The 21,028-nt window shown below is 59.7% G+C and carries 24 protein-coding genes and 1 other RNA gene; 14 read left to right on the top strand and 11 right to left on the bottom strand.

Translation table 11 applies throughout. The annotated features are described in order from the left end of the window. Window positions 1-118: 118 nt before the first annotated feature. The 4 genes from BI292_RS14195 to BI292_RS14180 are packed head-to-tail and all read right to left on the bottom strand — an operon-like array spanning window position 119 to window position 2,965. On the bottom strand, window positions 119-856 hold the full coding sequence (locus BI292_RS14195) for an amino acid ABC transporter ATP-binding protein (RefSeq protein WP_092276424.1): 738 nt from the start codon (window positions 854-856) through the stop codon (window positions 119-121). After that, a complete protein-coding gene (locus BI292_RS14190; protein ID WP_101208214.1) occupies window positions 843-1,493 on the bottom strand; it encodes an amino acid ABC transporter permease in 651 nt (216 codons plus the stop codon). The genes BI292_RS14195 and BI292_RS14190 overlap by 14 nt, the downstream gene beginning before the upstream one ends. Next, window positions 1,490-2,158 (bottom strand): amino acid ABC transporter permease, encoded by a 669-nt coding sequence (locus BI292_RS14185; RefSeq protein WP_101208213.1) that lies wholly within the window; start codon window positions 2,156-2,158, stop codon window positions 1,490-1,492. The genes BI292_RS14190 and BI292_RS14185 overlap by 4 nt, the downstream gene beginning before the upstream one ends. 21 nt (window positions 2,159-2,179) lie before the next feature. Continuing rightward, window positions 2,180-2,965 (bottom strand): transporter substrate-binding domain-containing protein, encoded by a 786-nt coding sequence (locus tag BI292_RS14180; RefSeq protein WP_101208212.1) that lies wholly within the window; start codon window positions 2,963-2,965, stop codon window positions 2,180-2,182. A 302-nt stretch (window positions 2,966-3,267) separates the two neighbouring features. On the opposite strand from BI292_RS14180, the gene trxA reads away from it, so the two are divergent. The 6 genes from trxA to BI292_RS14150 all read left to right on the top strand — a co-directional run bounded on the left by trxA (window position 3,268) and on the right by BI292_RS14150 (window position 10,715). Then, window positions 3,268-3,597, top strand: a complete 330-nt coding sequence (gene trxA, locus BI292_RS14175) for a thioredoxin TrxA (protein WP_003206727.1) — start codon at window positions 3,268-3,270, stop codon at window positions 3,595-3,597. 243 nt (window positions 3,598-3,840) lie between these two features. Then, window positions 3,841-5,100: a transcription termination factor Rho gene (gene rho, locus BI292_RS14170; protein WP_007942421.1), complete on the top strand. Its 1,260-nt coding sequence runs from the start codon at window positions 3,841-3,843 to the stop codon at window positions 5,098-5,100. A 252-nt stretch (window positions 5,101-5,352) separates the two neighbouring features. Continuing rightward, entirely contained in the window at window positions 5,353-7,308 is a 1,956-nt protein-coding gene (locus tag BI292_RS14165) for an acyltransferase family protein (protein WP_101208211.1), read from the top strand. A gap of 80 nt (window positions 7,309-7,388) precedes the next feature. Then, a complete protein-coding gene (gene ubiD, locus BI292_RS14160; RefSeq protein WP_092276439.1) occupies window positions 7,389-8,855 on the top strand; it encodes a 4-hydroxy-3-polyprenylbenzoate decarboxylase in 1,467 nt (488 codons plus the stop codon). Next, a complete protein-coding gene (locus BI292_RS14155; protein ID WP_092276442.1) occupies window positions 8,855-9,823 on the top strand; it encodes a CDP-6-deoxy-delta-3,4-glucoseen reductase in 969 nt (322 codons plus the stop codon). Before ubiD ends, BI292_RS14155 begins: the two co-directional genes overlap by 1 nt. Window positions 9,824-10,043: 220 nt before the next feature. Next, window positions 10,044-10,715, top strand: a complete 672-nt coding sequence (locus tag BI292_RS14150; protein WP_101208210.1) for a gamma-glutamylcyclotransferase — start codon at window positions 10,044-10,046, stop codon at window positions 10,713-10,715. Here BI292_RS14150 and glpT read toward each other — a convergent pair. Next, entirely contained in the window at window positions 10,688-12,040 is a 1,353-nt protein-coding gene (glpT, locus tag BI292_RS14145) for a glycerol-3-phosphate transporter (protein WP_092276448.1), read from the bottom strand. The genes BI292_RS14150 and glpT overlap by 28 nt on opposite strands. 328 nt (window positions 12,041-12,368) lie before the next feature. Here glpT and BI292_RS14140 point away from each other — a divergent pair, with 328 nt between their 5' ends. Next, window positions 12,369-12,983: an energy transducer TonB gene (locus tag BI292_RS14140; RefSeq protein WP_101208209.1), complete on the top strand. Its 615-nt coding sequence runs from the start codon at window positions 12,369-12,371 to the stop codon at window positions 12,981-12,983. Window positions 12,984-13,055: 72 nt separating this feature from the next. Here BI292_RS14140 and BI292_RS14135 read toward each other — a convergent pair whose 3' ends face one another. Next, window positions 13,056-14,033, bottom strand: a complete 978-nt coding sequence (locus BI292_RS14135) for an NADPH:quinone oxidoreductase family protein (protein WP_101208208.1) — start codon at window positions 14,031-14,033, stop codon at window positions 13,056-13,058. 150 nt (window positions 14,034-14,183) lie between these two features. Between BI292_RS14135 and BI292_RS14130 the strand changes: the two genes are divergently transcribed. Further along, window positions 14,184-14,600, top strand: coding sequence for a flagellar basal body-associated protein FliL (locus tag BI292_RS14130; protein WP_092276454.1), 417 nt, complete (start codon window positions 14,184-14,186; stop codon window positions 14,598-14,600). Window positions 14,601-14,720: 120 nt separating this feature from the next. Here the strand turns inward: BI292_RS14130 and BI292_RS14125 are convergent, their stop codons facing one another. Next, window positions 14,721-15,170, bottom strand: coding sequence for an EVE domain-containing protein (locus BI292_RS14125; protein ID WP_101208207.1), 450 nt, complete (start codon window positions 15,168-15,170; stop codon window positions 14,721-14,723). Between the two features lie 193 nt (window positions 15,171-15,363). Here BI292_RS14125 and BI292_RS14120 point away from each other — a divergent pair, with 193 nt between their 5' ends. After that, the gene (locus BI292_RS14120) at window positions 15,364-15,516 is read left to right on the top strand and encodes a hypothetical protein (RefSeq protein ID WP_007942433.1); all 153 of its coding nucleotides are present in this window, start codon (window positions 15,364-15,366) and stop codon (window positions 15,514-15,516) included. Window positions 15,517-15,624: 108 nt separating this feature from the next. Here BI292_RS14120 and BI292_RS14115 read toward each other — a convergent pair whose 3' ends face one another. From BI292_RS14115 to BI292_RS14100, 4 genes are all read right to left on the bottom strand, one after another. Beyond that, window positions 15,625-16,239, bottom strand: a complete 615-nt coding sequence (locus tag BI292_RS14115; RefSeq protein WP_101208206.1) for a 5-formyltetrahydrofolate cyclo-ligase — start codon at window positions 16,237-16,239, stop codon at window positions 15,625-15,627. Between the two features lie 86 nt (window positions 16,240-16,325). Next, window positions 16,326-16,504: non-coding RNA, 6S RNA (gene ssrS, locus BI292_RS14110), on the bottom strand. A 30-nt stretch (window positions 16,505-16,534) separates the two neighbouring features. Beyond that, window positions 16,535-16,852 carry a cell division protein ZapA gene (locus tag BI292_RS14105; protein WP_092276463.1) on the bottom strand — a complete coding sequence of 106 codons (318 nt, stop codon included), beginning with the start codon at window positions 16,850-16,852 and terminating at the stop codon, window positions 16,535-16,537. Then, the gene (locus BI292_RS14100; protein WP_003213954.1) at window positions 16,849-17,058 is read right to left on the bottom strand and encodes a TIGR02449 family protein; all 210 of its coding nucleotides are present in this window, start codon (window positions 17,056-17,058) and stop codon (window positions 16,849-16,851) included. The genes BI292_RS14105 and BI292_RS14100 overlap by 4 nt, the downstream gene beginning before the upstream one ends. A gap of 125 nt (window positions 17,059-17,183) precedes the next feature. On the opposite strand from BI292_RS14100, the gene BI292_RS14095 reads away from it, so the two are divergent. From BI292_RS14095 to BI292_RS14075, 5 genes are all read left to right on the top strand, one after another. Then, the gene (locus BI292_RS14095; protein WP_101208205.1) at window positions 17,184-17,738 is read left to right on the top strand and encodes a YecA family protein; all 555 of its coding nucleotides are present in this window, start codon (window positions 17,184-17,186) and stop codon (window positions 17,736-17,738) included. 27 nt (window positions 17,739-17,765) lie between these two features. Next, entirely contained in the window at window positions 17,766-19,100 is a 1,335-nt protein-coding gene (pepP, locus tag BI292_RS14090; protein ID WP_092276469.1) for a Xaa-Pro aminopeptidase, read from the top strand. Then, complete coding sequence (gene ubiH, locus BI292_RS14085; protein WP_101208204.1) at window positions 19,097-20,284, top strand: 2-octaprenyl-6-methoxyphenyl hydroxylase; 1,188 nt, start codon at window positions 19,097-19,099, stop codon at window positions 20,282-20,284. Before pepP ends, ubiH begins: the two co-directional genes overlap by 4 nt. Next, window positions 20,277-20,762 (top strand): DUF4442 domain-containing protein, encoded by a 486-nt coding sequence (locus BI292_RS14080; protein WP_092276474.1) that lies wholly within the window; start codon window positions 20,277-20,279, stop codon window positions 20,760-20,762. The genes ubiH and BI292_RS14080 overlap by 8 nt, the downstream gene beginning before the upstream one ends. Window positions 20,763-20,765: 3 nt before the next feature. Then, the coding region (locus BI292_RS14075) for an NAD(P)-binding protein (RefSeq protein ID WP_157831256.1) at window positions 20,766-21,028 on the top strand (263 nt) is incomplete at its 3' end.

Here is a 21,028-nt window from a genome sequence, read left to right as displayed (position 1 = left end):
CCCCGTTCGGCTGCGCAGCAGTCGTAAAACCTGCATGCGCGGTCTATCCGCAATTGATGTGCAAGGTTTTGGGGCTACTTCGTAGCCTAACGGGGGCAAGCCCCCTCGCCACAAAAGCCTAACCGGCGGCCTCAACGGTCCCGATGAAATTCGCCAACTCCGCCGTCTGCGGCCGCGCGAACAGATCTTTCGGCGCGCCGACCTCGTGCACCTTGCCCTGATGCATGAACACCAACTTATCCCCAACCTCGCGGGCGAAGCGCATTTCGTGGGTGACCATGATCAGCGTCATGCCTTCCCTGGCCAATTGCCGGACCACGCTCAGCACCTCATTGACCAGTTCCGGATCCAGCGCCGAGGTGATTTCATCGCACAGCAACACCTTCGGCGACATCGCCAGCGCCCGGGCAATCGCCACGCGCTGCTGCTGGCCGCCGGACAAGCGGTCCGGGAACGCATCAAACTTCTCGCCCAAACCGACCCGTTCAAGCATCTGCCGGGCCAGGTCCGAGGCAATCTTCTTCGGCATTTTTTGCACCACTTGCGGCGCGAGCATCACGTTTTCGCCCACGGTCAGGTGCGGGAACAGGTTGAACTGCTGAAACACCATGCCGACCTTCTGCCGCAAGCTGCGCAGGTCGGCGCGGGCGGCGTCGAGGTATTCGCCGTCGACTTCGATGACGCCGTCATTGATCGATTCCAGACCGTTCAACGTGCGCAATAACGTCGATTTGCCCGAGCCGCTGCGGCCGATAATCGCCACCACCTGGCCTTCCTCGACGCTGAGGTCGATGCCTTTGAGCACATGGTGATCGCCGTAATATTTATGCAGGGCGGAAATTCTAAGCAGGGGCATGCAGTCTCCTTTCCAGGTAGCGCGCACTGAGGGACAAGGGATAACAGAGCAAAAAATAACCAAGCGCGACGAGGCCGTAGACCATGAATGGCTCGAACGTGGCGTTGGCCAACATGCCGCCGGTTTTGGTCAGTTCGGTGAAACCGATGATCGAGGTGACAGCGGTGCCTTTGACCACTTGCACCGAAAACCCCACGGTCGGCGCCACCGCAATGCGCAAGGCTTGCGGCAGGATCACGTAGCGCAATTGCTCCAGCGGATTGAGCGCCAGACTCGACGAGGCTTCCCACTGGCCGTGGGGGATCGATTCGACGCAACCGCGCCAGATCTCCGCGAGGTACGCGCTGGTAAACAGCGTCAACGCCACCGCCGCCGCCATCCACGGCGAAATCTCCACGCCGGCCAGCGCCACGCCGAAGAACACCAGGAACAGCTGCATCAACAGCGGCGTGCCCTGAAACAGTTCGATGTAAGTGCGGGCGAAACTGCGCGGGAAGGTCTTCTTGGAAATGCGCATGACCATCACCAGCAAACCGATCACGCCACCGCCGATAAACGCCACCAGCGACAGCGCCAGCGTCCATTGCAGGCCGGTCAGCAGGTTGCGGACGATGTCCCAAAAGGTGAAATCGCTCATTGGCCGCTCCTTGCGATGTAGCGTCGACCGATCCAGTTCAGCAATTGGCGGATCATCAGCGCCATGCACAGGTAAACCAGGGTGGTCAGGGCGTAGGTTTCGAAGGCGCGGAAGTTGCGCGACTGAATAAAGTTGGCGGCGAAGCTCAACTCTTCGGTGGCGATCTGCGAACACACCGCCGAGCCGAGCATGACGATGATGATCTGGCTGCTCAGCGCCGGCCAGACCTTGCCCAGCGCCGGCAGCAAAACCACATGGCGAAACGCTTCGAAACGGGTCATCGCCAGTGCGGCGGCGGCTTCCAGTTGCCCGCGCGGAATCGCCTGAATGCCGGCGCGAATGATCTCGGTCGAATAGGCGCCGAGGTTGATCACCATCGCCAGCACCGCCGCCTGCCATTCGGAAATCTGCAGGCCCAGCGAGGGCAAACCGAAGAAGATGAAAAACAGCTGCACCAGAAACGGCGTGTTGCGGATCAACTCGACATACACGCCGAAGATCGCCGCGAACGGCCGGATGTTCCACGCTCGCACCAGCGCGCCGACGATCCCCAGGCTGACCCCGAGCACCGCGCCGATGGCCGTCAGTTCCAGGGTGAACAGCGCACCGCGCAGCAATAGATCGGTGTTTTGCACCACCGGCAGAAAATCAAACTGATAAGCCATGTCGCGTCTCCCGGCGGGTGATCAGAGATCGGCCGGCAGCGGCTCTTTGAGCCAGGTCATGGCGTTCTTTTCCAGCGAACCGTCGGTCTTGGCGGTGGCCAGGATCTGGTTGACCTTGTCCAGCAGCGCCGGCTCGTTCTTGTTCACGCCCACGTAGACCGGCGAATCCTTGAGCTTCACTTTCAGCGCCGGCACGCGCTTCGGGTTTTTCTCGCTGATCGCGACCATTACCACGTTGCCGCTGGCGATCAGGTCAACCTGGCCGGCGAGGTAGGCGGCGATGGTCGAATTGTTGTCCTCGAAGCGCTTGATGGTCACGCCTTCGGGGGCGACTTTGCTCAATTCGATGTCTTCGATGGCGCCACGGGTGACGCTGATGGTTTTGCCCTTGAGGTCGTCAAGGCTCTTGATGTCGGCGTCTGGCGGGCCGAACACGGCGAGATAGAACGGCGCGTAGGCACTGGAGAAATCGATGACTTTTTCGCGCTCGGCGTTTTTACCTAGGCTGGAGATCACCAGATCGACCTTGCCGGTGGTCAGGAATGGAATGCGGTTGGTGCTGTTTACCGGGGTCAGTTCGAGTTTGACTTTGAGCTGGTCGGCCAGCAGTTTGGCGGTGTCAATGTCGAGGCCGCGCGGTTTCATGTCCGGGCCGACCGAGCCGAACGGCGGGAAGTCCTGCGGCACGGCGACTTTGAGCGTGCCGCGTTTGACCACGTCTTCGAGGCTGTCGGCGTGGGCGGGTGCCTGGGTCAGCAACAGGCTGGCGAACAGGGCGGCGAGGAGGGCGCGGTAACGCTGGGTCATGGGAAACTCCGAATCGGCTTGAAGGCAATGCGATTCGATAGAGCACGGGCCATGCCAAGATCCGTTTCGGCGCCTCAGGCGCGGCGGCGCAGGGGTTTATCGGGATAATCAACGCCGGATAAATCAGCGGTTCGTGCACTGCGATAGTGCATTTTTACAATGCGAGTCCCGCCGGTGCGCGAATTGAGCTATACCCAAACTCATGCGCCACCATAGCGAGAGTCAATCATCTGCGGCTTCCTGAACGGGGGAAGGGCGGCTATGATGGGCCACGTTTTTTTGCTTACAACCTGGAGACTTCCATGAGCAGCGATCTTATCAAACACGTTAGCGACGCTAGCTTCGAGGCCGATGTACTCAAGGCCGAAGGCGCTGTACTGGTCGACTACTGGGCTGAATGGTGCGGCCCTTGCAAAATGATCGCTCCTGTTCTGGACGAAATTGCTGAAACCTACAAAGGCAAGCTGACCGTTGCCAAACTGAACATCGACGAAAACCAGGAAACCCCGGCCAAGCACGGCGTTCGTGGCATTCCTACCCTGATGCTGTTCAAGAACGGCAACGTGGAAGCGACCAAGGTTGGCGCGCTGTCCAAGTCGCAATTGGCTGCATTCCTCGACGCCAACATCTGAGTCGGCGACGTTGTATGAAAAGCCCCGCATATTGCGGGGCTTTTTGCATATTCAGGGCTAGACGCTCCGAAACTCAGGTGGTACATTCGGCCCCGCACTGGTTTCTCCACTGCCCCCTGCTAGCCGTCGCCGACGCACTCCTTTTCGAATAAGTACGCGATCCTGTCGCCTTCTCTGCGGCGCGGCCTCATTAAGCCAAAAGCTTAATTTCCCCCCCTCCATAAATGATTACGTCATTCCTATATGAATCTGACTGAACTCAAGCAAAAGCCGATTACCGAACTGCTCGAATTGGCCGAACAGATGGGCATAGAAAATATGGCCCGTTCGCGCAAGCAGGACGTGATTTTCTCCCTGCTCAAAAAGCACGCGAAAAGCGGCGAGGAAATCTCCGGTGATGGCGTGCTGGAGATTCTCCAGGACGGCTTCGGCTTCCTCCGCTCTGCTGACGCTTCCTATCTCGCCGGCCCAGACGATATCTACGTCTCGCCGAGCCAGATCCGTCGCTTCAACTTGCGCACCGGTGACACCATCGTTGGCAAGATCCGCCCTCCAAAGGAAGGCGAGCGTTATTTCGCGCTGCTCAAAGTTGACACGATCAACTACGACCGTCCCGAGAACGCGAAAAACAAGATTCTCTTCGAGAACCTGACCCCGCTGTTCCCGACCGTGCGCATGAAGATGGAAGCCGGCAACGGTTCCACCGAAGACTTGACCGGTCGTGTCATCGACCTGTGCGCCCCGATCGGCAAAGGCCAGCGCGGTCTGATCGTTGCACCGCCGAAAGCCGGTAAAACGATCATGCTGCAGAACATTGCCGCAAACATCGCGCGTAACAACCCTGAAGTTCACCTGATCGTGTTGCTGATCGATGAGCGTCCGGAAGAAGTAACCGAAATGCAGCGCACCGTGCGCGGCGAAGTGGTTGCCTCGACGTTCGATGAGCCGCCAACCCGCCACGTGCAGGTTGCCGAAATGGTGATCGAGAAGGCCAAGCGCCTGGTCGAACACAAGAAAGACGTGGTGATCCTGCTCGACTCCATCACCCGTCTGGCTCGCGCCTACAACACCGTGATCCCGAGCTCCGGCAAAGTGCTCACCGGTGGTGTCGATGCCCACGCCCTGGAGAAACCGAAACGTTTCTTCGGCGCCGCGCGGAACATCGAAGAAGGCGGCTCGCTGACCATTATCGCCACCGCGCTGGTTGAAACCGGCTCGAAAATGGACGAAGTGATCTACGAGGAATTCAAAGGCACGGGCAACATGGAACTGCCTCTGGATCGCCGCATCGCTGAAAAACGCGTGTTCCCGGCTATCAACATCAACCGCTCCGGCACCCGCCGCGAAGAGTTGCTGACGGCCGACGACGAACTGCAGCGTATGTGGATCCTGCGCAAGCTGCTGCACCCGATGGACGAAATCGCCGCCATCGAGTTCCTGGTCGACAAGTTGAAGACGACCAAGACCAACGACGAGTTCTTCTTGTCGATGAAGCGCAAGTAACACGCAGCTCGCTGCAAAAAAGAGCGCCCCGCAACGGGCGCTCTTTTTTTATGTCGACGATTTTGTATCTGGATTGAAAATTACTGTGCTGTAAACTGGCGCCCATTAATCGGGTGCCACCACCCCGCCAACCGCGTATTTATTGCCTTGCAGACAGTTTGCGGGGGATCAGTCATGTGTTGCGCGAGGTCCGGTCGTTCCCGTTTCAAAGCAATTTCAATCTGATTTGTATCGGGAACGACAAGGGACGTTATGCACACTTTTGGCAATCGCCGCGATATTGACGGCTTGCGCGCCCTGGCGGTTATTCCGGTGGTGCTGTTTCACTTCGGTTTCAGCACGTTCAGCGGCGGTTTTGTCGGGGTTGACGTGTTCTTCGTCATTTCCGGATTCCTCATCACCAGCATCCTGTTCCGCGAGATCAGCGCGCAACGGTTCAGCTTCGTCGACTTCTGGGCGCGTCGCGCACGGCGGATCATTCCAGCGCTGAGCGTGGTGCTGTTGGCGACGTTGGCATTGGGCTGGCTGTTGCTGACCGCCAAGGACTTCTCCGAACTGGGCAGGACGGTGCGCTATCAGGCGCTGTTCATTTCCAACATTCTGTTCATGCGCGAAGACGGTTACTTCCAACCGGCTTCGGATCTGAAACCGTTGCTGCACACTTGGTCGCTGGCCGTTGAAGAGCAGTACTACATCTTCTTCCCGCTGCTGATGGTGTTGTTGATGCGGTATATCCGGCATTGGCGCTGGATGCTGTTTGCGGTGCTGTTGGTGTCGTTCGGTTTGAACATCGCTTACATCGAGCGCAAACCCGACTTCGCGTTTTTCTCGTTGCCGACCCGTGCCTGGGAATTGCTCTGCGGTGCAATGCTCGCCGTGGTCCCGGCGCCAAAACAGCCAATTCGGCCGTGGCTCTATCAGTTTGTCGGAGTTGCCGGGTTGGTCGCGGTGCTGGTGGCGGTGTTCACCTTTGATCGCGGCACCGTGTTTCCAGGCTGGGCAGCGTTGCTCCCGGTGCTGGGCGCGACCGCGCTGATCTGGTCCGGCGCGCACGGTTCGACCATCGCCGGGCGCCTGTTGAGCGCGCGGGTATTCGTCTGGATCGGTTTGCTGTCCTATTCCTTTTACCTGTGGCACTGGCCGGTTTTTGTCTACGCCAACGCCATTTCCATCGACGGTATTCAACCGTGGGAAGCGGCCGGCTGGATTCTCCTGGCGCTGGGCCTGGCATGGTTGAGCTGGCGTTTCGTCGAATTGCCGTTCCGTGAGAAGCGCCTGCTGGCCGGGCGCAAACCGGTGCTGGTCGGCGGCTTGCTGGCCATGGCGGCGTTGGCCGTCACCGGTTCAGTGGTGCGCTCCTCCGATGGTTTTCCGCAACGCCTGACCGGCAAAGCGCTGGAATATGCGCAGGCACGTGAATGGCGCGCCGGGCAGATGAAATGCATGCTGGTGACGTCGGACAAGAAGTTCGACAAGGCGTGTCTGGTTGGCGACAACCAGAGCGTGCCCGCGACCCAGTTGGTCTGGGGCGACAGTCACGCCGCCGCGCTGTTGCCGGCGATCAAAACCAACGCCGCTCGCGAGGGCCGGCCGGTATGGCTCTACAGCATGAGCGCCTGCCCGCCGATCCTCAGCGATGACCCGCGCGAGCGCTGCAGGGATTTCAACGAACAGACCATGGAGCAGGTGCGTCGCTTGCAGATCAAGGATGTAGTGCTCGCGTCCAACTGGAGTCTCTACGTTTACGGGCGTGAGGACGGCGATAAAAAAGTGCTGCTCAACTCCCACGACAACATTGCGCAATCGGAAGCACGCATGGCCGCCGCGATCGAAGCCCGTGTGGCGGCGATTCGGGCGGCGGGCGCGCAGGTCTGGCTGTTCAAGGAAGTGCCGCTGCAACGCAAGGGCGCCATTGGCCGCTTGACCAGCCTGGCTCGCGTCGGGCGTTCGGCCGAGGGTTTGGGGCGTCCGCTCGAAGAGCACCTGGCGCGTCAACATTTCCTCAGTTCGCTGTTTGATTCGATGAGCGCCGCCGACCCGGGCGTGCATGTCATCGACCCGACGCCGCTGATGTGTGCCGACAAGGTCTGCAGCATCGAGGTCAACGGCCATTCGCAGTACAAGGACGAAGACCATTTGTCCGACGTCGGCAGTGCGCGTTTGAGCCCGTTGTTTGCGCCGGTGCTGTTGGGTGCGGCGCACAATTGATCGCTGGCATGCGCTGACAGGCTGCTGTTCGGGCGTCAGAGCAGGTAGGATGTACGCCTATTTTACGGGTGCCAACATCGATGAAATTCAAGGATCTTCGGGATTTCGTGCAGCAGCTTGAGCAGCGCGGAGAGTTGAAACGCATCCAGATCCCTGTCTCTCCAGTGCTGGAGATGACCGAGGTGTGTGATCGCACGCTGCGGGCCAAAGGCCCGGCGCTGCTGTTCGAAAACCCCACCGGCTATGACATTCCGGTGCTCGGCAACCTGTTCGGTACTCCCGAGCGGGTGGCCATGGGCATGGGCGCCGAGGCGGTCAGCGAGCTGCGCGAAATCGGCAAACTGCTGGCGTTCCTCAAGGAGCCCGAGCCGCCGAAGGGCTTGAAAGACGCCTGGTCGAAACTGCCGATCTTCCGCAAGATCATTTCCATGGCGCCGAAAGTCGTCAAAGACGCGGTGTGCCAGGAAGTGGTGATCGAGGGCGACGACGTCGATCTGGCCATGCTGCCGGTGCAGACCTGCTGGCCCGGCGACGTCGGCCCGCTGATCACCTGGGGCCTGACCGTCACCAAAGGTCCGAACAAGGACCGGCAGAACCTCGGCATCTACCGTCAGCAAGTGATCGGCCGTAACAAGGTGATCATGCGTTGGCTCAGCCACCGTGGCGGCGCGCTGGATTACCGCGAATGGTGCGAAAAGCATCCGGGCAAGCCATTCCCGGTGTCCGTGGCATTGGGCGCTGACCCGGCGACCATTCTCGGCGCCGTGACGCCGGTGCCCGACAGCCTTTCCGAATACGCGTTTGCCGGTCTGCTGCGCGGCAACCGCACCGAACTGGTGAAGTGCCGTGGCAACGACCTGCAAGTGCCGGCCACCGCCGAGATCATCCTCGAAGGCGTGATTCATCCCGGCGAGATGGCCGACGAAGGCCCGTATGGCGACCACACCGGTTACTACAACGAAGTCGACAGCTTCCCGGTGTTCACCGTCGAGCGCATCACCCACCGGATCAAACCGATCTACCACAGCACCTATACTGGCCGTCCACCGGATGAGCCGGCGATTCTCGGTGTGGCGCTGAACGAAGTGTTCGTGCCGATCCTGCAGAAGCAGTTCCCGGAAATCACCGATTTCTACCTGCCGCCCGAAGGCTGCTCGTACCGCATGGCCATCGTGACGATGAAGAAGTCGTATCCGGGCCACGCCAAGCGGGTAATGCTCGGTGTCTGGTCGTTTCTGCGACAGTTCATGTACACCAAGTTCGTTATCGTCTGTGATGACGATATCAACGCGCGAGACTGGAACGACGTGGTCTGGGCCATTACCACGCGCATGGACCCCAAGCGCGACACGGTGATGATCGAGAACACGCCGATCGATTACCTCGACTTCGCCTCGCCGGTCTCCGGCCTGGGGTCGAAGATGGGGCTCGATGCCACGCACAAATGGCCCGGCGAAACCACTCGCGAGTGGGGTCGGGTGATCGTCAAGGATGAAGCCGTGACCAAGCGGATCGATGACATATGGAATCAGTTAGGAATAGATTGATGCGCGTAACCTTGCAGCCCTCCGGAGCAGTGCTTGAGATTCTGCCCGGCGAGCGGATTCTCGATGGCGCGCGGCGGCTGGGCTATGAATGCCCGCAAAGCTGCCGCAATGGCAATTGCCACGTGTGTGCGGCGTTGCTGGTGGAAGGCCGGGTCGAACAGGCCGGCGCGGTGCGCGATCACGGCGAGTTCTACACTTGCATAGCAGAGCCGCTGGAAGACTGCATCGTGCTGTGGGATGGCGTGCTCGCGCTGGGAGAACTGCCGGTGCGCAGCTTGTCGTGTCAGGTCATTGAATGTCGGGAGGTTGGCGGCGACACTTTTCGCGTCCAGCTGCGCGCGCCGGCCGGCAAGCCGCCGCGCTATCACGCCGGGCAGTATTTGATGATCGAACGCGAGAACGGCGAGAAATCGGCGTTCTCCCTGGCCTCGGCGCCACACGCCGGGCGCGATCTGGAAATCCACGTGCTGGCGCGCGAAAGCAGTGCGCTGAGCCTGATCGAACAGCTGCAACGCAATCCGATGGTGCGCATCGAGATGCCGTTCGGCGACACCCACCTGGCCGAGTTGCCGGACGGTCCGCTGGTGCTGATCGCCGCAGGCACCGGCATGGGCCAGATCCACAGCCTGATCGAACATTGCCGCGCCCAGGGCTTCAAGCACCCGGTGCATTTGTATTGGGGTGTGCGTCGTCCTGAAGATTTCTACGAAATCGAGCATTGGGACGAATGGCTGAAGTTGCCCAATCTGTTCCTGCACAAAGTGGTCAGCGACCAATGCGGCTGGGAAGGCCGTTGCGGCATGCTGCACGCGGCGGTCTGTGAGGACTTCAGCGATCTGAAGGCGTTGCACGTTTACGCCAGCGGCTCACCGGCAATGGTCTATGGCACGCTGGATGCGCTGGTCGACGCGGGAATGGATGCGCATCAGATGCGCGCAGATGTGTTTGCGTACGCGCCTCGATCTTGATCCGCGATCTTGATCCGAGGGTTGATCGTTATAACTCCCCATATAGCCGATCGGTATTTATAAATTTATATAAATGCCGGTAGGTTATATCCGAATCAGGCAATTAGTTAAGAACTGTGCCATGGCACTTAAATTGCCTTAAAACATATGTGCCTTATTGTTTCAGCGGTGCGTTCTATTAAGTAATTCTTTATTCGCGGGGAGCTGAACGCTATTCGCCATGAGTGCCATTGAATCTGCTTTGCTGAATTTGCCTTACCCTCCGCGACTCGATCTTGGGCCGCAGCTTACTCACGAACAATTGCTCAGCTCGATGCAATCGACCATGGCGCGCCACAAGGGTGGGCCGGTCTGGTTGTTCGCCTATGGCTCGCTGATCTGGCGCCCTGAATGCGCCGCCGTCGAACGCGTTCGCGGCCGAGTGCATGGTTACCATCGCGGCTTGTATTTGTGGTCCCACGAACATCGCGGCACGCCGGAAGTGCCGGGGTTGGTGTTTGGCCTCGATCGCGGCGGTTCTTGCAGCGGGTTTGCCTATCGGTTGCCGGAAGAGCAACTAGAAGCGTCGCTGTATGCCTTGTGGCAGCGCGAAATGCCATTCCCGTCTTATCGCCCACATTGGCTCAACTGCCGTCTCGAAGACGGAAGTCAGGTTCAGGCGTTGGGGTTTGTCTTGGAGCGGCACCTGCCGAGCTACGCCGGTAACTTGCCGGATCACGTGCTCAGCCAGGTCTTCGAAAGCGCTTGCGGGCGTTACGGCACCACTCGCGATTATGTCGAGCAGACCGCCAACGCCCTGCGCAGCCACGCCATGCCAGACCGAAATCTGGAGGCGCGGCTCAAGCGTTGCCAATCACAGGCTGATCAGGCGACGGCTTCTTCGCGAGTCTGACTGGCGATTTGTTTGTGCCATAGCGTCGGTGCCAGGCAAATCATCGCCAGGATGCACGCGCCGATCAGCAGGACAAATCCGCCGTCCCAGCCGAAATGGTCCACGGTGTAGCCCATCGCTGCACTGGCCGCGACCGAACCTCCGAGATAACCGAACAACCCGGTGAAGCCCGCTGCGGTCCCGGCGGCTTTCTTCGGCACCAGTTCCAGTGCTTGCAGACCGATCAGCATCACCGGGCCGTAGATCAGGAAGCCGATGGACACCAGCGCGATCATGTCGATGGTCGGGTGGCCGGCCGGGTTCAGCCAGTAAACCAGCGTTGCCACGGTCACCAGGCCCATGAACACCATACCGGTCAGGCCACGGTTGCCACGGAAGATCTTGTCCGACATCCAGCCGCACAGCAGCGTGCCCGGAATACCCGCCCACTCATAAAGGAAGTACGCCCACGAGGTTTTATCCACGTTGAAGCCCTTGGCTTCCTTGAGGTAGGTCGGCGCCCAGTCCAGCACGCCGTAGCGCAGCAGGTAAACGAAGACGTTGGCGAGGGCGATGTACCAGAGCATTTTGTTGCGCAGCACGTACTTGACGAAGATTTCCTTGGCGCTGAATTCGTCTTCGTGGCTGGAATCGTAGCCTTGCGGGTAATCGTTTTTGTATTGCTCGATAGGCGGCAGGCCAACCGATTGCGGAGTGTCGCGCATGGTAATGAAGGCAAACACCGCCACGGCCAACGCTACTGCTGCCGGCACGTAGAATGCCGCGTGCCAGTCATTGAACAGGCCCATGCCGAGCAGGAACAACGGGCCGATCAAACCACCACCGACGTTGTGCGCCACGTTCCACACCGACACCACGCCGCCGCGTTCTTTCTGCGACCACCAGTGCACCATCGTCCGGCCACTCGGCGGCCAGCCCATGCCTTGTGCCCAACCGTTGATGAACAACAGGATGAACATCATCGTCACGCTGGACGTCGCCCATGGCGCGAAACCGAAAATGAACATCACCCCGGCCGACACCAGCAGGCCGAAGGGCAGGAAGTAGCGCGGGTTGGAACGGTCCGAGACCAGGCCCATCAGGAACTTCGACAAACCGTAGGCAATCGCGATCGCCGACATCGCCAGGCCCAGCTGACCACGGGTGTAACCCTCGTCGATCAGGTACGGCATGGCCAGGGAGAAGTTCTTGCGCAGCAGGTAATAACCCGCATAGCCAATGAAAATACCGGCGAAGATCTGCCAGCGAAGGCGTCGATAGGTGCTGTCTATTTTTTCTTCAGGCAAGGCAGCCTGATGTGCGGCTGGTCGAAAGAAAGCAAACATTCAAGAGCTCCAGATTTCTTGTTTTGACTGCGGATGCGAATGTTACAGTTTCGTTACCGAAAATAGCACCGGTTCGCATTGACCAAACAGCGGAAATATTGGAGATGGGGTGTTCTTTTATGAACATGTCGCTTTGGTGTAAGTGGAGGGCGTTGCGGGAAATGTCGCGTGGTAATCCTTTGTGCGGCGGGTCAGTCCAACGTAAGACAAACCTCTAGGAAACGTCCTTCAACCAAACAGGAAGCCATCCCATTCCAGTGCACGGCGAGCGTGACTTAATCTGAGATCGCTGTCGGGTCTGGAATTTCAATCGCCTAGGGATGAGTGCATGCAATGGTTTGCGTTAGTGATTTCAGTGGTTTTTTCAACGATGGGTTGGGCGTCAGAGGGTTTCCTGATTGCGCAAAAGAATCCCCAGCCGGCTTACTCCAAGGTCTTGGTCAGGGCAGGCATAACCGGCAATGTCGAAGTCGCGTTCACGGCCCACTCGGATGGCTCGGTCAGCAAAGTGCGAGTTCGGCGAAGCGATCATCCCGAACTGGCGCGGGCATCCACTGACGCCGTGCGTCAATGGCGGTACCAGCCGTGGAGCGTCAGCGACGACACACCGGCCGAAGTGGAAGTGGTGGCGCCAATGGCTTTCCTTCTCTATTCGGATTTGCCGGAAGACCTGAATGAATGGCTTAAAACGGTGAAGTGCCGAGAGATTACCGAGTCTTTGCAGGACATTGCTGACTACGCCTGGGTCGATTCGGACGTGTTCTACAAAACCCGCGGTTATCTGTTGGGGGCGGATTCGACCGCGCACATGCCGAAAGAACAGCGGCTGGATTTGATCAGCAAACTCAACAGGCGTGCGTCAGATATCGTTCGCGAGTGTCGTAACTCGCCAATTTCCAAGTTCTCCAGGCATTTGCCTGCGGATATCCGCAAGCTGCTTTAGGTTTGACGATAGGAGGCGGTCTGCGCATTTCCTTTATAGCCGCAGAGATAGGCGCAGACCGCTTCGTCAGGATCAGCGAACCTGCACAACGACCTTGCCGACCGCTTTGCGCTGGCCCAGATCATTGATCGCCTGCGCCGCTTCACTCAGCGGATACACCTGCGACACCAGCGGCTTCAACTTGCCCTCGGCAAACCAACCGAATAATTGTTGGAAGTTCGCCGCGTTGTCCTGCGGTTGGCGCTGGGCGAATGAGCCCCAGAAAACGCCAACCACGGAGGCGCCTTTGAGCAAGGCGAGGTTGACCGGGAATTCGGGGATGCGGCCGCTGGCGAAACCGACCACCAGCAGGCGGCCGTTCCAGGCGATGGCGCGAACGGCCTGGTCAAACAGATCGCCGCCGACCGGGTCGTAGATGACGTCGGCGCCTTGGCCGTCGGTCAGGCGTTTGATTTCATCCTTGAGGCTGGTTTCGCTGTAGTTGATCAGTTCATCGGCGCCGGCAGCCTTGGCCACGGCAAGTTTTTCCGCGCTGCTGGCGGCGGCGATCACCCGGGCGCCCATGGCTTTGCCGATTTCCACGGCGGCCAGGCCGACCCCGCCGGACGCGCCGAGCACCAGCAAGGTTTCACCGGGTTGCAGATGGGCGCGTTGCTTGAGGGCGTGCATCGAAGTGCCGTAGGTCATGCTGAATGCGGCGGCGGTGTTGAAATCCATCGACGCTGGAATCGGCAAAACGTTATAGCCCGGTACCGCGACCTGCTCGGCAAAACTGCCCCAGCCGGTCAGGGCCATGACCCGGTCGCCGACTTTCAGGTGGCTGACCTTTTCGCCCACTGCGCTGACCACGCCCGCCGCTTCACCGCCGGGGGAAAACGGGAAGGGCGGCTTGAACTGGTATTTGCCCTCGATGATCAGCGTGTCCGGGAAGTTGACCCCGGCGGCGTGCACGTCCAGGAGGATTTCGTTCTTCTTCGCGACAGGACTGGCGACGTCTTCCAGCACCAGCGATTCGGCAGGGCCGAAGGCTTTGCACAGCACGGCTTTCATCAGGGCTATTCCTTTGGGAGTGATGGCCGATAAGTGTAGGTGTGTGAGTCGTTGGGTCAACGAGCATGCCCGGCCCTGATAGCCAGCCATAAGCTTGTGCTTGCGCGGCGGGTGGTTATGCTAGGCCGCAAACCGGATAAGGAGCGAATTGTGAAAGCGTGGATCATGTTGTTGCTGGCCCTGTCTCTGCCGATGGCAGCGATGGCCGAAGAAGCCAAAGAGGCCAAAGAAGGCGAGGCGCCGAAGGTCAATTATATTTCCCTGACCCCGCCGTTCGTGGGCAACTACGGGCTGGATGGAACGCCGAAGTTAAAGGTGTTCAAGGCTGACGTGGCGTTGCGCGTTACCGGTGAAGAGGCGACCAAAGCGGTCAAGGCCAATGAACCGTTGATTCGCAATCAACTGGTGGCGCTGTTCAGTCAGCAGACCAGCGATGCGATGGCGAGTGTCGAGGGCAAGGAAAAACTGCGTCAGGAAGCGCTGAAGCAGACGCAGCAAGTGATGAATGATGAAACCGGCAAGCCAGTGGTTGAGGATCTGTTGTTTAACAACCTGATCATCCAGTAATCCTGGATCCTGTAGGAGCAAAGCTTGCTCGCGATAGCGCCCTCAAGACCGCCATCGCCGGCAAGCCGTGCTCCTACAGCACGCACGTCTCAAGACCGCCATCGCGGGCAAGCCTTGCTCCTACAAAAGCGCTTTCACTGCCGCCCATTGCTCCGCTGTCACCGGCATCACTGACAACCGCGAACCCTTCTGCACCAGCGGCATCTCCGCCAGCGCGCTTTGCTGCTTCAAATAATCCAGCTTCAATACCTTGGCAAACGTCTTGCCGTGCGCGACATCAATGGCGCTCCAGGCATTTTTCTCGGCGCTGGCCTTCGGGTCGAAATAATGGCTCTCGGGATCGAGCGCCGTCGGGTCGGGATACGCCGCTTGGGCAATCTTGCCGATCCCGGCAATCCCCGGCTCCGGGCAGCTGGAGTGATAAAAAAAGAACTCGTCACCCACCGCCATCGCCCGTAAAAAGTTACGTGCCTGATAGTTGCGAACCCCGTCCCAGCGCGCTTTGCCAAGCTTCTCAAGGTCTTTGATCGAGAATTCGTCGGGCTCGGATTTCATCAGCCAATAGGCCATTTTTTTGCTCCTGGCGGGTGAGTGGGCAAGTTGTCGGGCAATTTTAGGACAAACCGACAGTCGGTTGACGCCAGCGTTTGCGTGTCGGTTCACGTTGTCGCAAAATGCCGGCCTTCTTAGCTTGACGCTGCTGCACGGCCTACAACGGAAACCGCTGCTGTCATCGTGTTGATGTGCCTTTGGGGGGCAATCGATGAAACGCAAACCGGATTTACTATGGATTTTGGTTATTTTGTTCGGCCTCGGCGTCGTGACCACCGGTTATGCCCAAAGCTTGTGGAACAACAAGACTGACGCACCGATCGAGATCGCCCAGCAACAACAGCCGTCGGCCTTCAAGCGCTGATCCTGTCTTCCTGACGCCGCATTGTGGGAGCAAAGCTTGCTCGCGATGACGGCGTCGCATTGAATATCTATCTGCCTGAAAGACCGCCATCGCGAGCAAGCTTTGCTCCTACGGTGTGGATCCTGCGAAATACCACGCCTTGTCTGTCACCGTTCCCTGCAACGGCACATCCCAGCTCGCTTGCGCCAAGCGTCCAACCTTCTGACATTCATGGGCCAGCCCCAATAACGTCGGCTGCCGCCAGTTTTTCCGGCGAGAGAGATAGGCGAGGCTGCGGTCGTAAAATCCGCCGCCCATTCCCAAACGTCCGCCGGTATCGTCAAACCCGACCAATGGCAACAACACCAGATCCAGTGCCCAGACTTTGCGTTGGCGGGCGAGGTTGTGGCGCGGTTCCAGAATGCGGAAACGGTTGGGTTTCATTTTCTCGCCGGGGCGAATCCGCTGGAACACCATTTTGGTTCGCGGCCAAGCGCTGAGCACCGGCAGATAGGTGGCTTTGCCTCGGCGTTGTGCGGCGCGCAGCAACAGACGCGGGTCGATTTCACCGTCGGTGGGCAGATAAAGAGAGATGTGTCTTGCGCGGCGAAACAGCGGGTGCTGAGCCAATTGCTGATACAACCCGCGAGCGGCCTGGCGCTGCTGACTGGGTGTCAGTGCGCGGCGGGCCTTGCGCAGCATGCGTCGAAGTTGCGGGCGGGGAAGCAGCGCAGGTTCGGTCATGAAATAGGGCTTCAACAGGTCGGGTGCACAAAGCGTACCCGTAAAAAAGCCGATGCCGGTAATTAAACCGGCATCGGACAAGAATCAGGCTCCCCGGATGAACCGCTGCTGACTTAGCCCTTGAACCCGAAAGTTCAAGGTGGAAGAAGCAGTAGGCTTTAAGGCTTTCCGTCTAGCGGACATGCACACCAGCCCAACGTGCAACTTCCAGGGTAGTGCGAATCGGCTCAGGGACATCGTCAACTGGCAAGCACCCCAGGGAGTGACGCGAGTATACCCCAAGCGGTTTCGCGTTTCAGCCCTTGGTGACGTCCGGATCGGTTGCGAGCACCAGATCGACACGATCCAGCAGGTCGCGAACCTGCTCGCGGGTAGAGCCACTGGCGTTTACGTCCGGGCGATCTTCCTTGTGCAACAGGTCGTGAGTAATGTTCAACGCGGCCATTACGGCGATGCGATCGGCGCCGATGACTTTGCCGCTGCTGCGGATTTCGCGCATCTTGCCGTCCAGGTAACGGGCGGCGCTCACCAGGTTGCTGCGCTCTTCCTGGGGGCAGATGATCGAATATTCTTTGTCGAGGATCTGCACGGTAACGCTATTGCTTGAACTCATGAGTCTTGCTCCAGGGCCTTGAGGCGCGAAATCATCGATTCGACCTTACGCCGGGCGATTTCGTTTTTTTCAATGAGGTGAGCGCGTTCCTCGCGCCAGGTTTTTTCCTGAGCTAATAGGAGTCCATTTTGGCTTTTTAGTTGCTCAACTCGGTTAATTAGCAACTCGAGTCTCGCCATCAGCGCTTGCAGATCGGTGTCTTCCATTGTGTCCACTGAGAATGTCTGATGGGTAATAACGGGCGGACAGCCTTTAATAGTCTTGGCGAGTCTGTCGATGTAGGATACAGGGCTTCATTCTAGACATAGCGCCGTCTGGCGCCTAGCTGCCCATGCCCATTCAGAATTCCCCGTACCAAGCCTTCGCCACGCTGCTGACTTCCAGCGGCCATAACGTCTCGCCTGCCGAACTGCACGGCCTGCTGCTCGGTCGCAGTTGCGCCGGCGCCGGTTTTGAAGCCGACAGCTGGCTGGCCGACGCCGCCGAGCTGCTCGAAGGCGAGCCACAAGACAACGTTCGCAATGCCCTGATCGGCCTGCAAGAGATGGTCAAAGGCGAACTGACCGGCGACGACATGACTGTCGTCCTGCTGCTGCCCACCGACGATGCACCGCTGGCCGACCGCGCCGCCGCACTGGGCCAATGGTGCCAGGGCTTCCTCAGCGGTTTCGGCCTGACCCGTCGCGAATACGCGCTGACCACTGAAGCCACCGAAGTGCTCCAGGATCTGGCCGCCATCGCGCAGGTTCAGGACGCGCTGGAAGAGTCCGACGACGGCGAAAGCGACTACATGGAAGTCATGGAGTACCTGCGCGTGGCGCCGTTGCTGCTGTTCACCGAAACCAAGAAAACCGACGAAGCTGCGGCCAAGCCGTCGTTGCATTAATCGCGTGCCAGGAATAACCATCTGCCCATGATTCATATCCCGAAATCGGAATACAGTCGTCGCCGCAAGGCCTTGATGGCGCAGATGGAACCCAACAGCATCGCCATCCTGCCCGCCGCCGCGGTGGCCATTCGCAACCGCGACGTCGAGCACGTCTACCGCCAGGACAGCGACTTCCAGTACCTCAGCGGGTTCCCCGAGCCACAAGCCGTGATCGTGCTGATGCCCGGCCGTGAGCATGGCGAATACCTGCTGTTCTGCCGCGAGCGCAATGCCGAACGGGAATTGTGGGATGGCCTGCGCGCCGGCCAGGAAGGCGCGATTCGCGACTTCGGCGCCGACGATGCTTTCCCTATCACCGACATCGACGACATCCTGCCGGGCCTGATCGAAGGGCGCGACCGCGTGTATTCGGCGATGGGCAGCAACCCCGAATTCGATCGGCATTTGATGGACTGGATCAATGTGATCCGCTCCAAAGCGCACCTCGGCGCGCAGCCACCGAACGAGTTTGTTGCGTTGGATCATCTGCTGCACGACATGCGTCTGTATAAATCGGCGGCAGAAGTGAAGGTGATGCGCGAAGCCGCACGGATTTCCGCTCAGGCGCATATCCGCGCGATGCAGGCCAGCCGTGCCGGGCTGCATGAGTTCAGCCTCGAGGCCGAACTCGACTACGAATTCCGCAAGGGCGGGGCGAAGATGCCGGCCTATGGCTCGATCGTCGCCGCCGGGCGCAACAGCTGCATCCTGCATTACCAGCAGAATGACGCGGTGCTCAAGGACGGTGACCTGGTGCTGATCGACGCCGGTTGCGAGATCGATTGCTACGCCAGCGACATCACCCGCACCTGGCCGGTCAACGGCAAGTATTCAGTGGAACAGAAAGCGATTTACGAACTGGTGCTGGCTTCACAAGAAGCCGCATTCGCGCAGATCGCCCCGAACAAACACTGGAATCAGGCGCACGAAGCCACGGTCCGAGTGATTACCAGCGGGCTGGTCGAGTTGGGCTTGTTGCAGGGCGACGTTGACGAGTTGATCGTCAGCGAAGCGTACAAGGCTTTCTATATGCACCGCGCCGGCCATTGGCTGGGCATGGATGTGCATGATGTCGGCGAGTACAAGGTTGGCGGCGAATGGCGCGTGCTCGAAGTCGGCATGGCGCTGACGGTCGAGCCGGGCATTTACATTGCCCCGAACAATACGAGCGTCGCGAAAAAATGGCGCGGCATTGGCGTACGCATCGAGGACGACGTAGTGGTGACGAAGACCGGTTGTGAAATCCTGACCAAAGGCGTGCCGAAAACGGTCGCTGAAATCGAGGCTTTGATGGCCCAAGCGCGGACACAAGCGGCATGAGTCGAGTCAATCTGGCAATCATCGGTGGCGGTCTGGTTGGCGCCAGTCTGGCGTTGGCCCTGCAGGCCGGGGCCAAGGCGCGTGGCTGGAAAATCGTCCTGATCGAACCGTTCGCCCCCGGCGACACCTACCAACCGAGCTACGACGCGCGTTCTTCGGCGCTGTCCTACGGCGCTCGGCAGATTTATCAACGACTCCGCGTGTGGCAGGAAATCTCCCGCCGCGCCGAGCCGATCAAGCAGATTCACGTGTCCGACCGTGGGCGCTTTTCCACGGCGCGGTTGTCGGCGATGGAAGAGGGCGTGCCGGCACTCGGCTATGTCGTCGAAAACGCCTGGCTCGGCCAATGCCTGTGGCAGGGTCTGGACAAGGACGTGGTCAGTTGGCGCTGCCCGGCGGAAGTCACGCGCATGGAGCCGTTGGCCGATGGCTATCGCCTGACTCTCAACGACGAAACCACGCTGGAATGCGACCTCGCGGTGCTGGCCGATGGCGGCCGTTCCGGTCTGCGCGAGCAACTGGGTATCGGCATCAAGACGCGCCCGTACAACCAGAGCGCGCTGATCGCCAACATCACCCCGAGCGAATCGCACAACGGCATGGCGTTCGAGCGTTTCACCGACGAAGGCCCGATGGCTTTGCTGCCGCTGCCGGACAACCGTTGCGCATTGGTCTGGACCCGTTTGGGCATGGACGCGCAACGGCTCGCGGCGCTCGATGAAAAGAGTTTCCTCAGCGAGTTGCAAGGCGTGTTCGGCTACCGCCTCGGCACTTTGAAACAAGTCGGCGCGCGGCATCTGTACCCGCTGACCTTGATCGAGGCCGAAGAGCAAGTGCGTCCACATCTGGCGATTCTCGGCAACGCCGCGCACAGCTTGCACCCGATTGCCGGGCAAGGTTTCAACCTGTCGCTGCGCGATGCCCAGGCTTTGGCCGATGCGTTGCTCGCCAGCGAAACCGGCCCCGGCGACTTCGCCACGTTGCAGGCGTATCGCGAACGACAGCGCATGGATCAGAACCTCACCGTCGGTTTCTCCGATCAGGTCACGCGTCTGTTCGGCAGCACTCAGCCGCTGGTGTCGCTGGGCCGCAACATCGGCCTGCTTGGCCTCGATCTGCTGCCGCCGGCCAAACGCTGGTTCGCCCGGCAGGCGATGGGCTTGGGTACTCGCCCGGATGCTTAAGTGGCTGACAGCAAAATTCGGCAAGGCGCGCTTGATGCGCTGGGCCATGACCCTCTATCCGCCGTACCTCGGCGCGGGCGTGCGGGTGCGGCACATCAGCGATGACTTTCGCGACATCAAAGTCTCGATGGGCCTGGGCTGGTACAACCGCAATTACGTCGGCACGCAGTTCGGCGGCAGCCTGTATTCGATGGTCGATCCGTTCTACATGTTGATGCTGATGGAAAACCTCGGACGCCAATACATCGTCTGGGACAAGGCCGCCGACATCGATTTCATTGCGCCGGGCAAAGGTCCGGTGTTCGCCCGATTCAACATCGACGAGACCTTGCTCGATGAGATTCGCCGGCAAACGGCGAGCGGCGAGAAATACCTGCCGAAGTTGCAGGTCGATATTCATGACGGCGCGGGCACCTTGGTGGCGCGGGTCGAAAAAACCCTTTACGTGCGGCTCAAGCCGCAAGCGAGACAGGCTTAAAGCATGGAAATGCGCGCAGATCTGCTGATAGTCGGGGCCGGAATGGTCGGCAGTGCCTTGGCGCTGGCGTTGCAGGACAGCGGCCTGGAAGTCCTGCTGCTGGACGGCAGCCCGATGAGCGTCAAACCTTTCGACGCCGCCGCACCGTTCGAGCCGCGAGTCAGCGCCTTGTCGGCGGCCAGACAACGCATCCTCGAACGTCTTGGCGTGTGGGACGGCATCGACAACCGGCGCAGCAGTCCTTACACCGGCATGCACGTCTGGGA

This window comes from Pseudomonas sp. 43NM1 (assembly GCF_002836905.1).
GTDB lineage: Bacteria > Pseudomonadota > Gammaproteobacteria > Pseudomonadales > Pseudomonadaceae > Aquipseudomonas > Aquipseudomonas prosekii.
The sequence above is the reverse complement of the archived record's forward strand: the minus strand, read 5'-3'. Positions and strand labels throughout refer to the sequence as shown.

What these genes read in the sequence shown, in the direction of transcription:
- BI292_RS14150 (WP_101208210.1), top strand. Translation starts at nt 10,044, where the DNA reads ATGAGTGCCATTGAATCTGCTTTGCTGAATTTGCCTTACCCTCCGCGA.
- glpT (WP_092276448.1), bottom strand. Translation starts at nt 12,040, where the DNA reads ATGTTTGCTTTCTTTCGACCAGCCGCACATCAGGCTGCCTTGCCTGAA.
- BI292_RS14195 (WP_092276424.1), bottom strand. Translation starts at nt 856, where the DNA reads ATGCCCCTGCTTAGAATTTCCGCCCTGCATAAATATTACGGCGATCAC.
- BI292_RS14080 (WP_092276474.1), top strand. Translation starts at nt 20,277, where the DNA reads ATGCTTAAGTGGCTGACAGCAAAATTCGGCAAGGCGCGCTTGATGCGC.
- BI292_RS14180 (WP_101208212.1), bottom strand. Translation starts at nt 2,965, where the DNA reads ATGACCCAGCGTTACCGCGCCCTCCTCGCCGCCCTGTTCGCCAGCCTG.
- BI292_RS14125 (WP_101208207.1), bottom strand. Translation starts at nt 15,170, where the DNA reads ATGGCCTATTGGCTGATGAAATCCGAGCCCGACGAATTCTCGATCAAA.
- ubiH (WP_101208204.1), top strand. Translation starts at nt 19,097, where the DNA reads ATGAGTCGAGTCAATCTGGCAATCATCGGTGGCGGTCTGGTTGGCGCC.
- ubiD (WP_092276439.1), top strand. Translation starts at nt 7,389, where the DNA reads ATGAAATTCAAGGATCTTCGGGATTTCGTGCAGCAGCTTGAGCAGCGC.
- BI292_RS14135 (WP_101208208.1), bottom strand. Translation starts at nt 14,033, where the DNA reads ATGAAAGCCGTGCTGTGCAAAGCCTTCGGCCCTGCCGAATCGCTGGTG.
- BI292_RS14105 (WP_092276463.1), bottom strand. Translation starts at nt 16,852, where the DNA reads ATGAGTTCAAGCAATAGCGTTACCGTGCAGATCCTCGACAAAGAATAT.
- BI292_RS14120 (WP_007942433.1), top strand. Translation starts at nt 15,364, where the DNA reads ATGAAACGCAAACCGGATTTACTATGGATTTTGGTTATTTTGTTCGGC.
- BI292_RS14165 (WP_101208211.1), top strand. Translation starts at nt 5,353, where the DNA reads ATGCACACTTTTGGCAATCGCCGCGATATTGACGGCTTGCGCGCCCTG.
- BI292_RS14155 (WP_092276442.1), top strand. Translation starts at nt 8,855, where the DNA reads ATGCGCGTAACCTTGCAGCCCTCCGGAGCAGTGCTTGAGATTCTGCCC.
- BI292_RS14100 (WP_003213954.1), bottom strand. Translation starts at nt 17,058, where the DNA reads ATGGAAGACACCGATCTGCAAGCGCTGATGGCGAGACTCGAGTTGCTA.
- BI292_RS14185 (WP_101208213.1), bottom strand. Translation starts at nt 2,158, where the DNA reads ATGGCTTATCAGTTTGATTTTCTGCCGGTGGTGCAAAACACCGATCTA.
- trxA (WP_003206727.1), top strand. Translation starts at nt 3,268, where the DNA reads ATGAGCAGCGATCTTATCAAACACGTTAGCGACGCTAGCTTCGAGGCC.
- BI292_RS14115 (WP_101208206.1), bottom strand. Translation starts at nt 16,239, where the DNA reads ATGACCGAACCTGCGCTGCTTCCCCGCCCGCAACTTCGACGCATGCTG.
- BI292_RS14095 (WP_101208205.1), top strand. Translation starts at nt 17,184, where the DNA reads ATGCCCATTCAGAATTCCCCGTACCAAGCCTTCGCCACGCTGCTGACT.
- rho (WP_007942421.1), top strand. Translation starts at nt 3,841, where the DNA reads ATGAATCTGACTGAACTCAAGCAAAAGCCGATTACCGAACTGCTCGAA.
- BI292_RS14140 (WP_101208209.1), top strand. Translation starts at nt 12,369, where the DNA reads ATGCAATGGTTTGCGTTAGTGATTTCAGTGGTTTTTTCAACGATGGGT.
- BI292_RS14190 (WP_101208214.1), bottom strand. Translation starts at nt 1,493, where the DNA reads ATGAGCGATTTCACCTTTTGGGACATCGTCCGCAACCTGCTGACCGGC.
- pepP (WP_092276469.1), top strand. Translation starts at nt 17,766, where the DNA reads ATGATTCATATCCCGAAATCGGAATACAGTCGTCGCCGCAAGGCCTTG.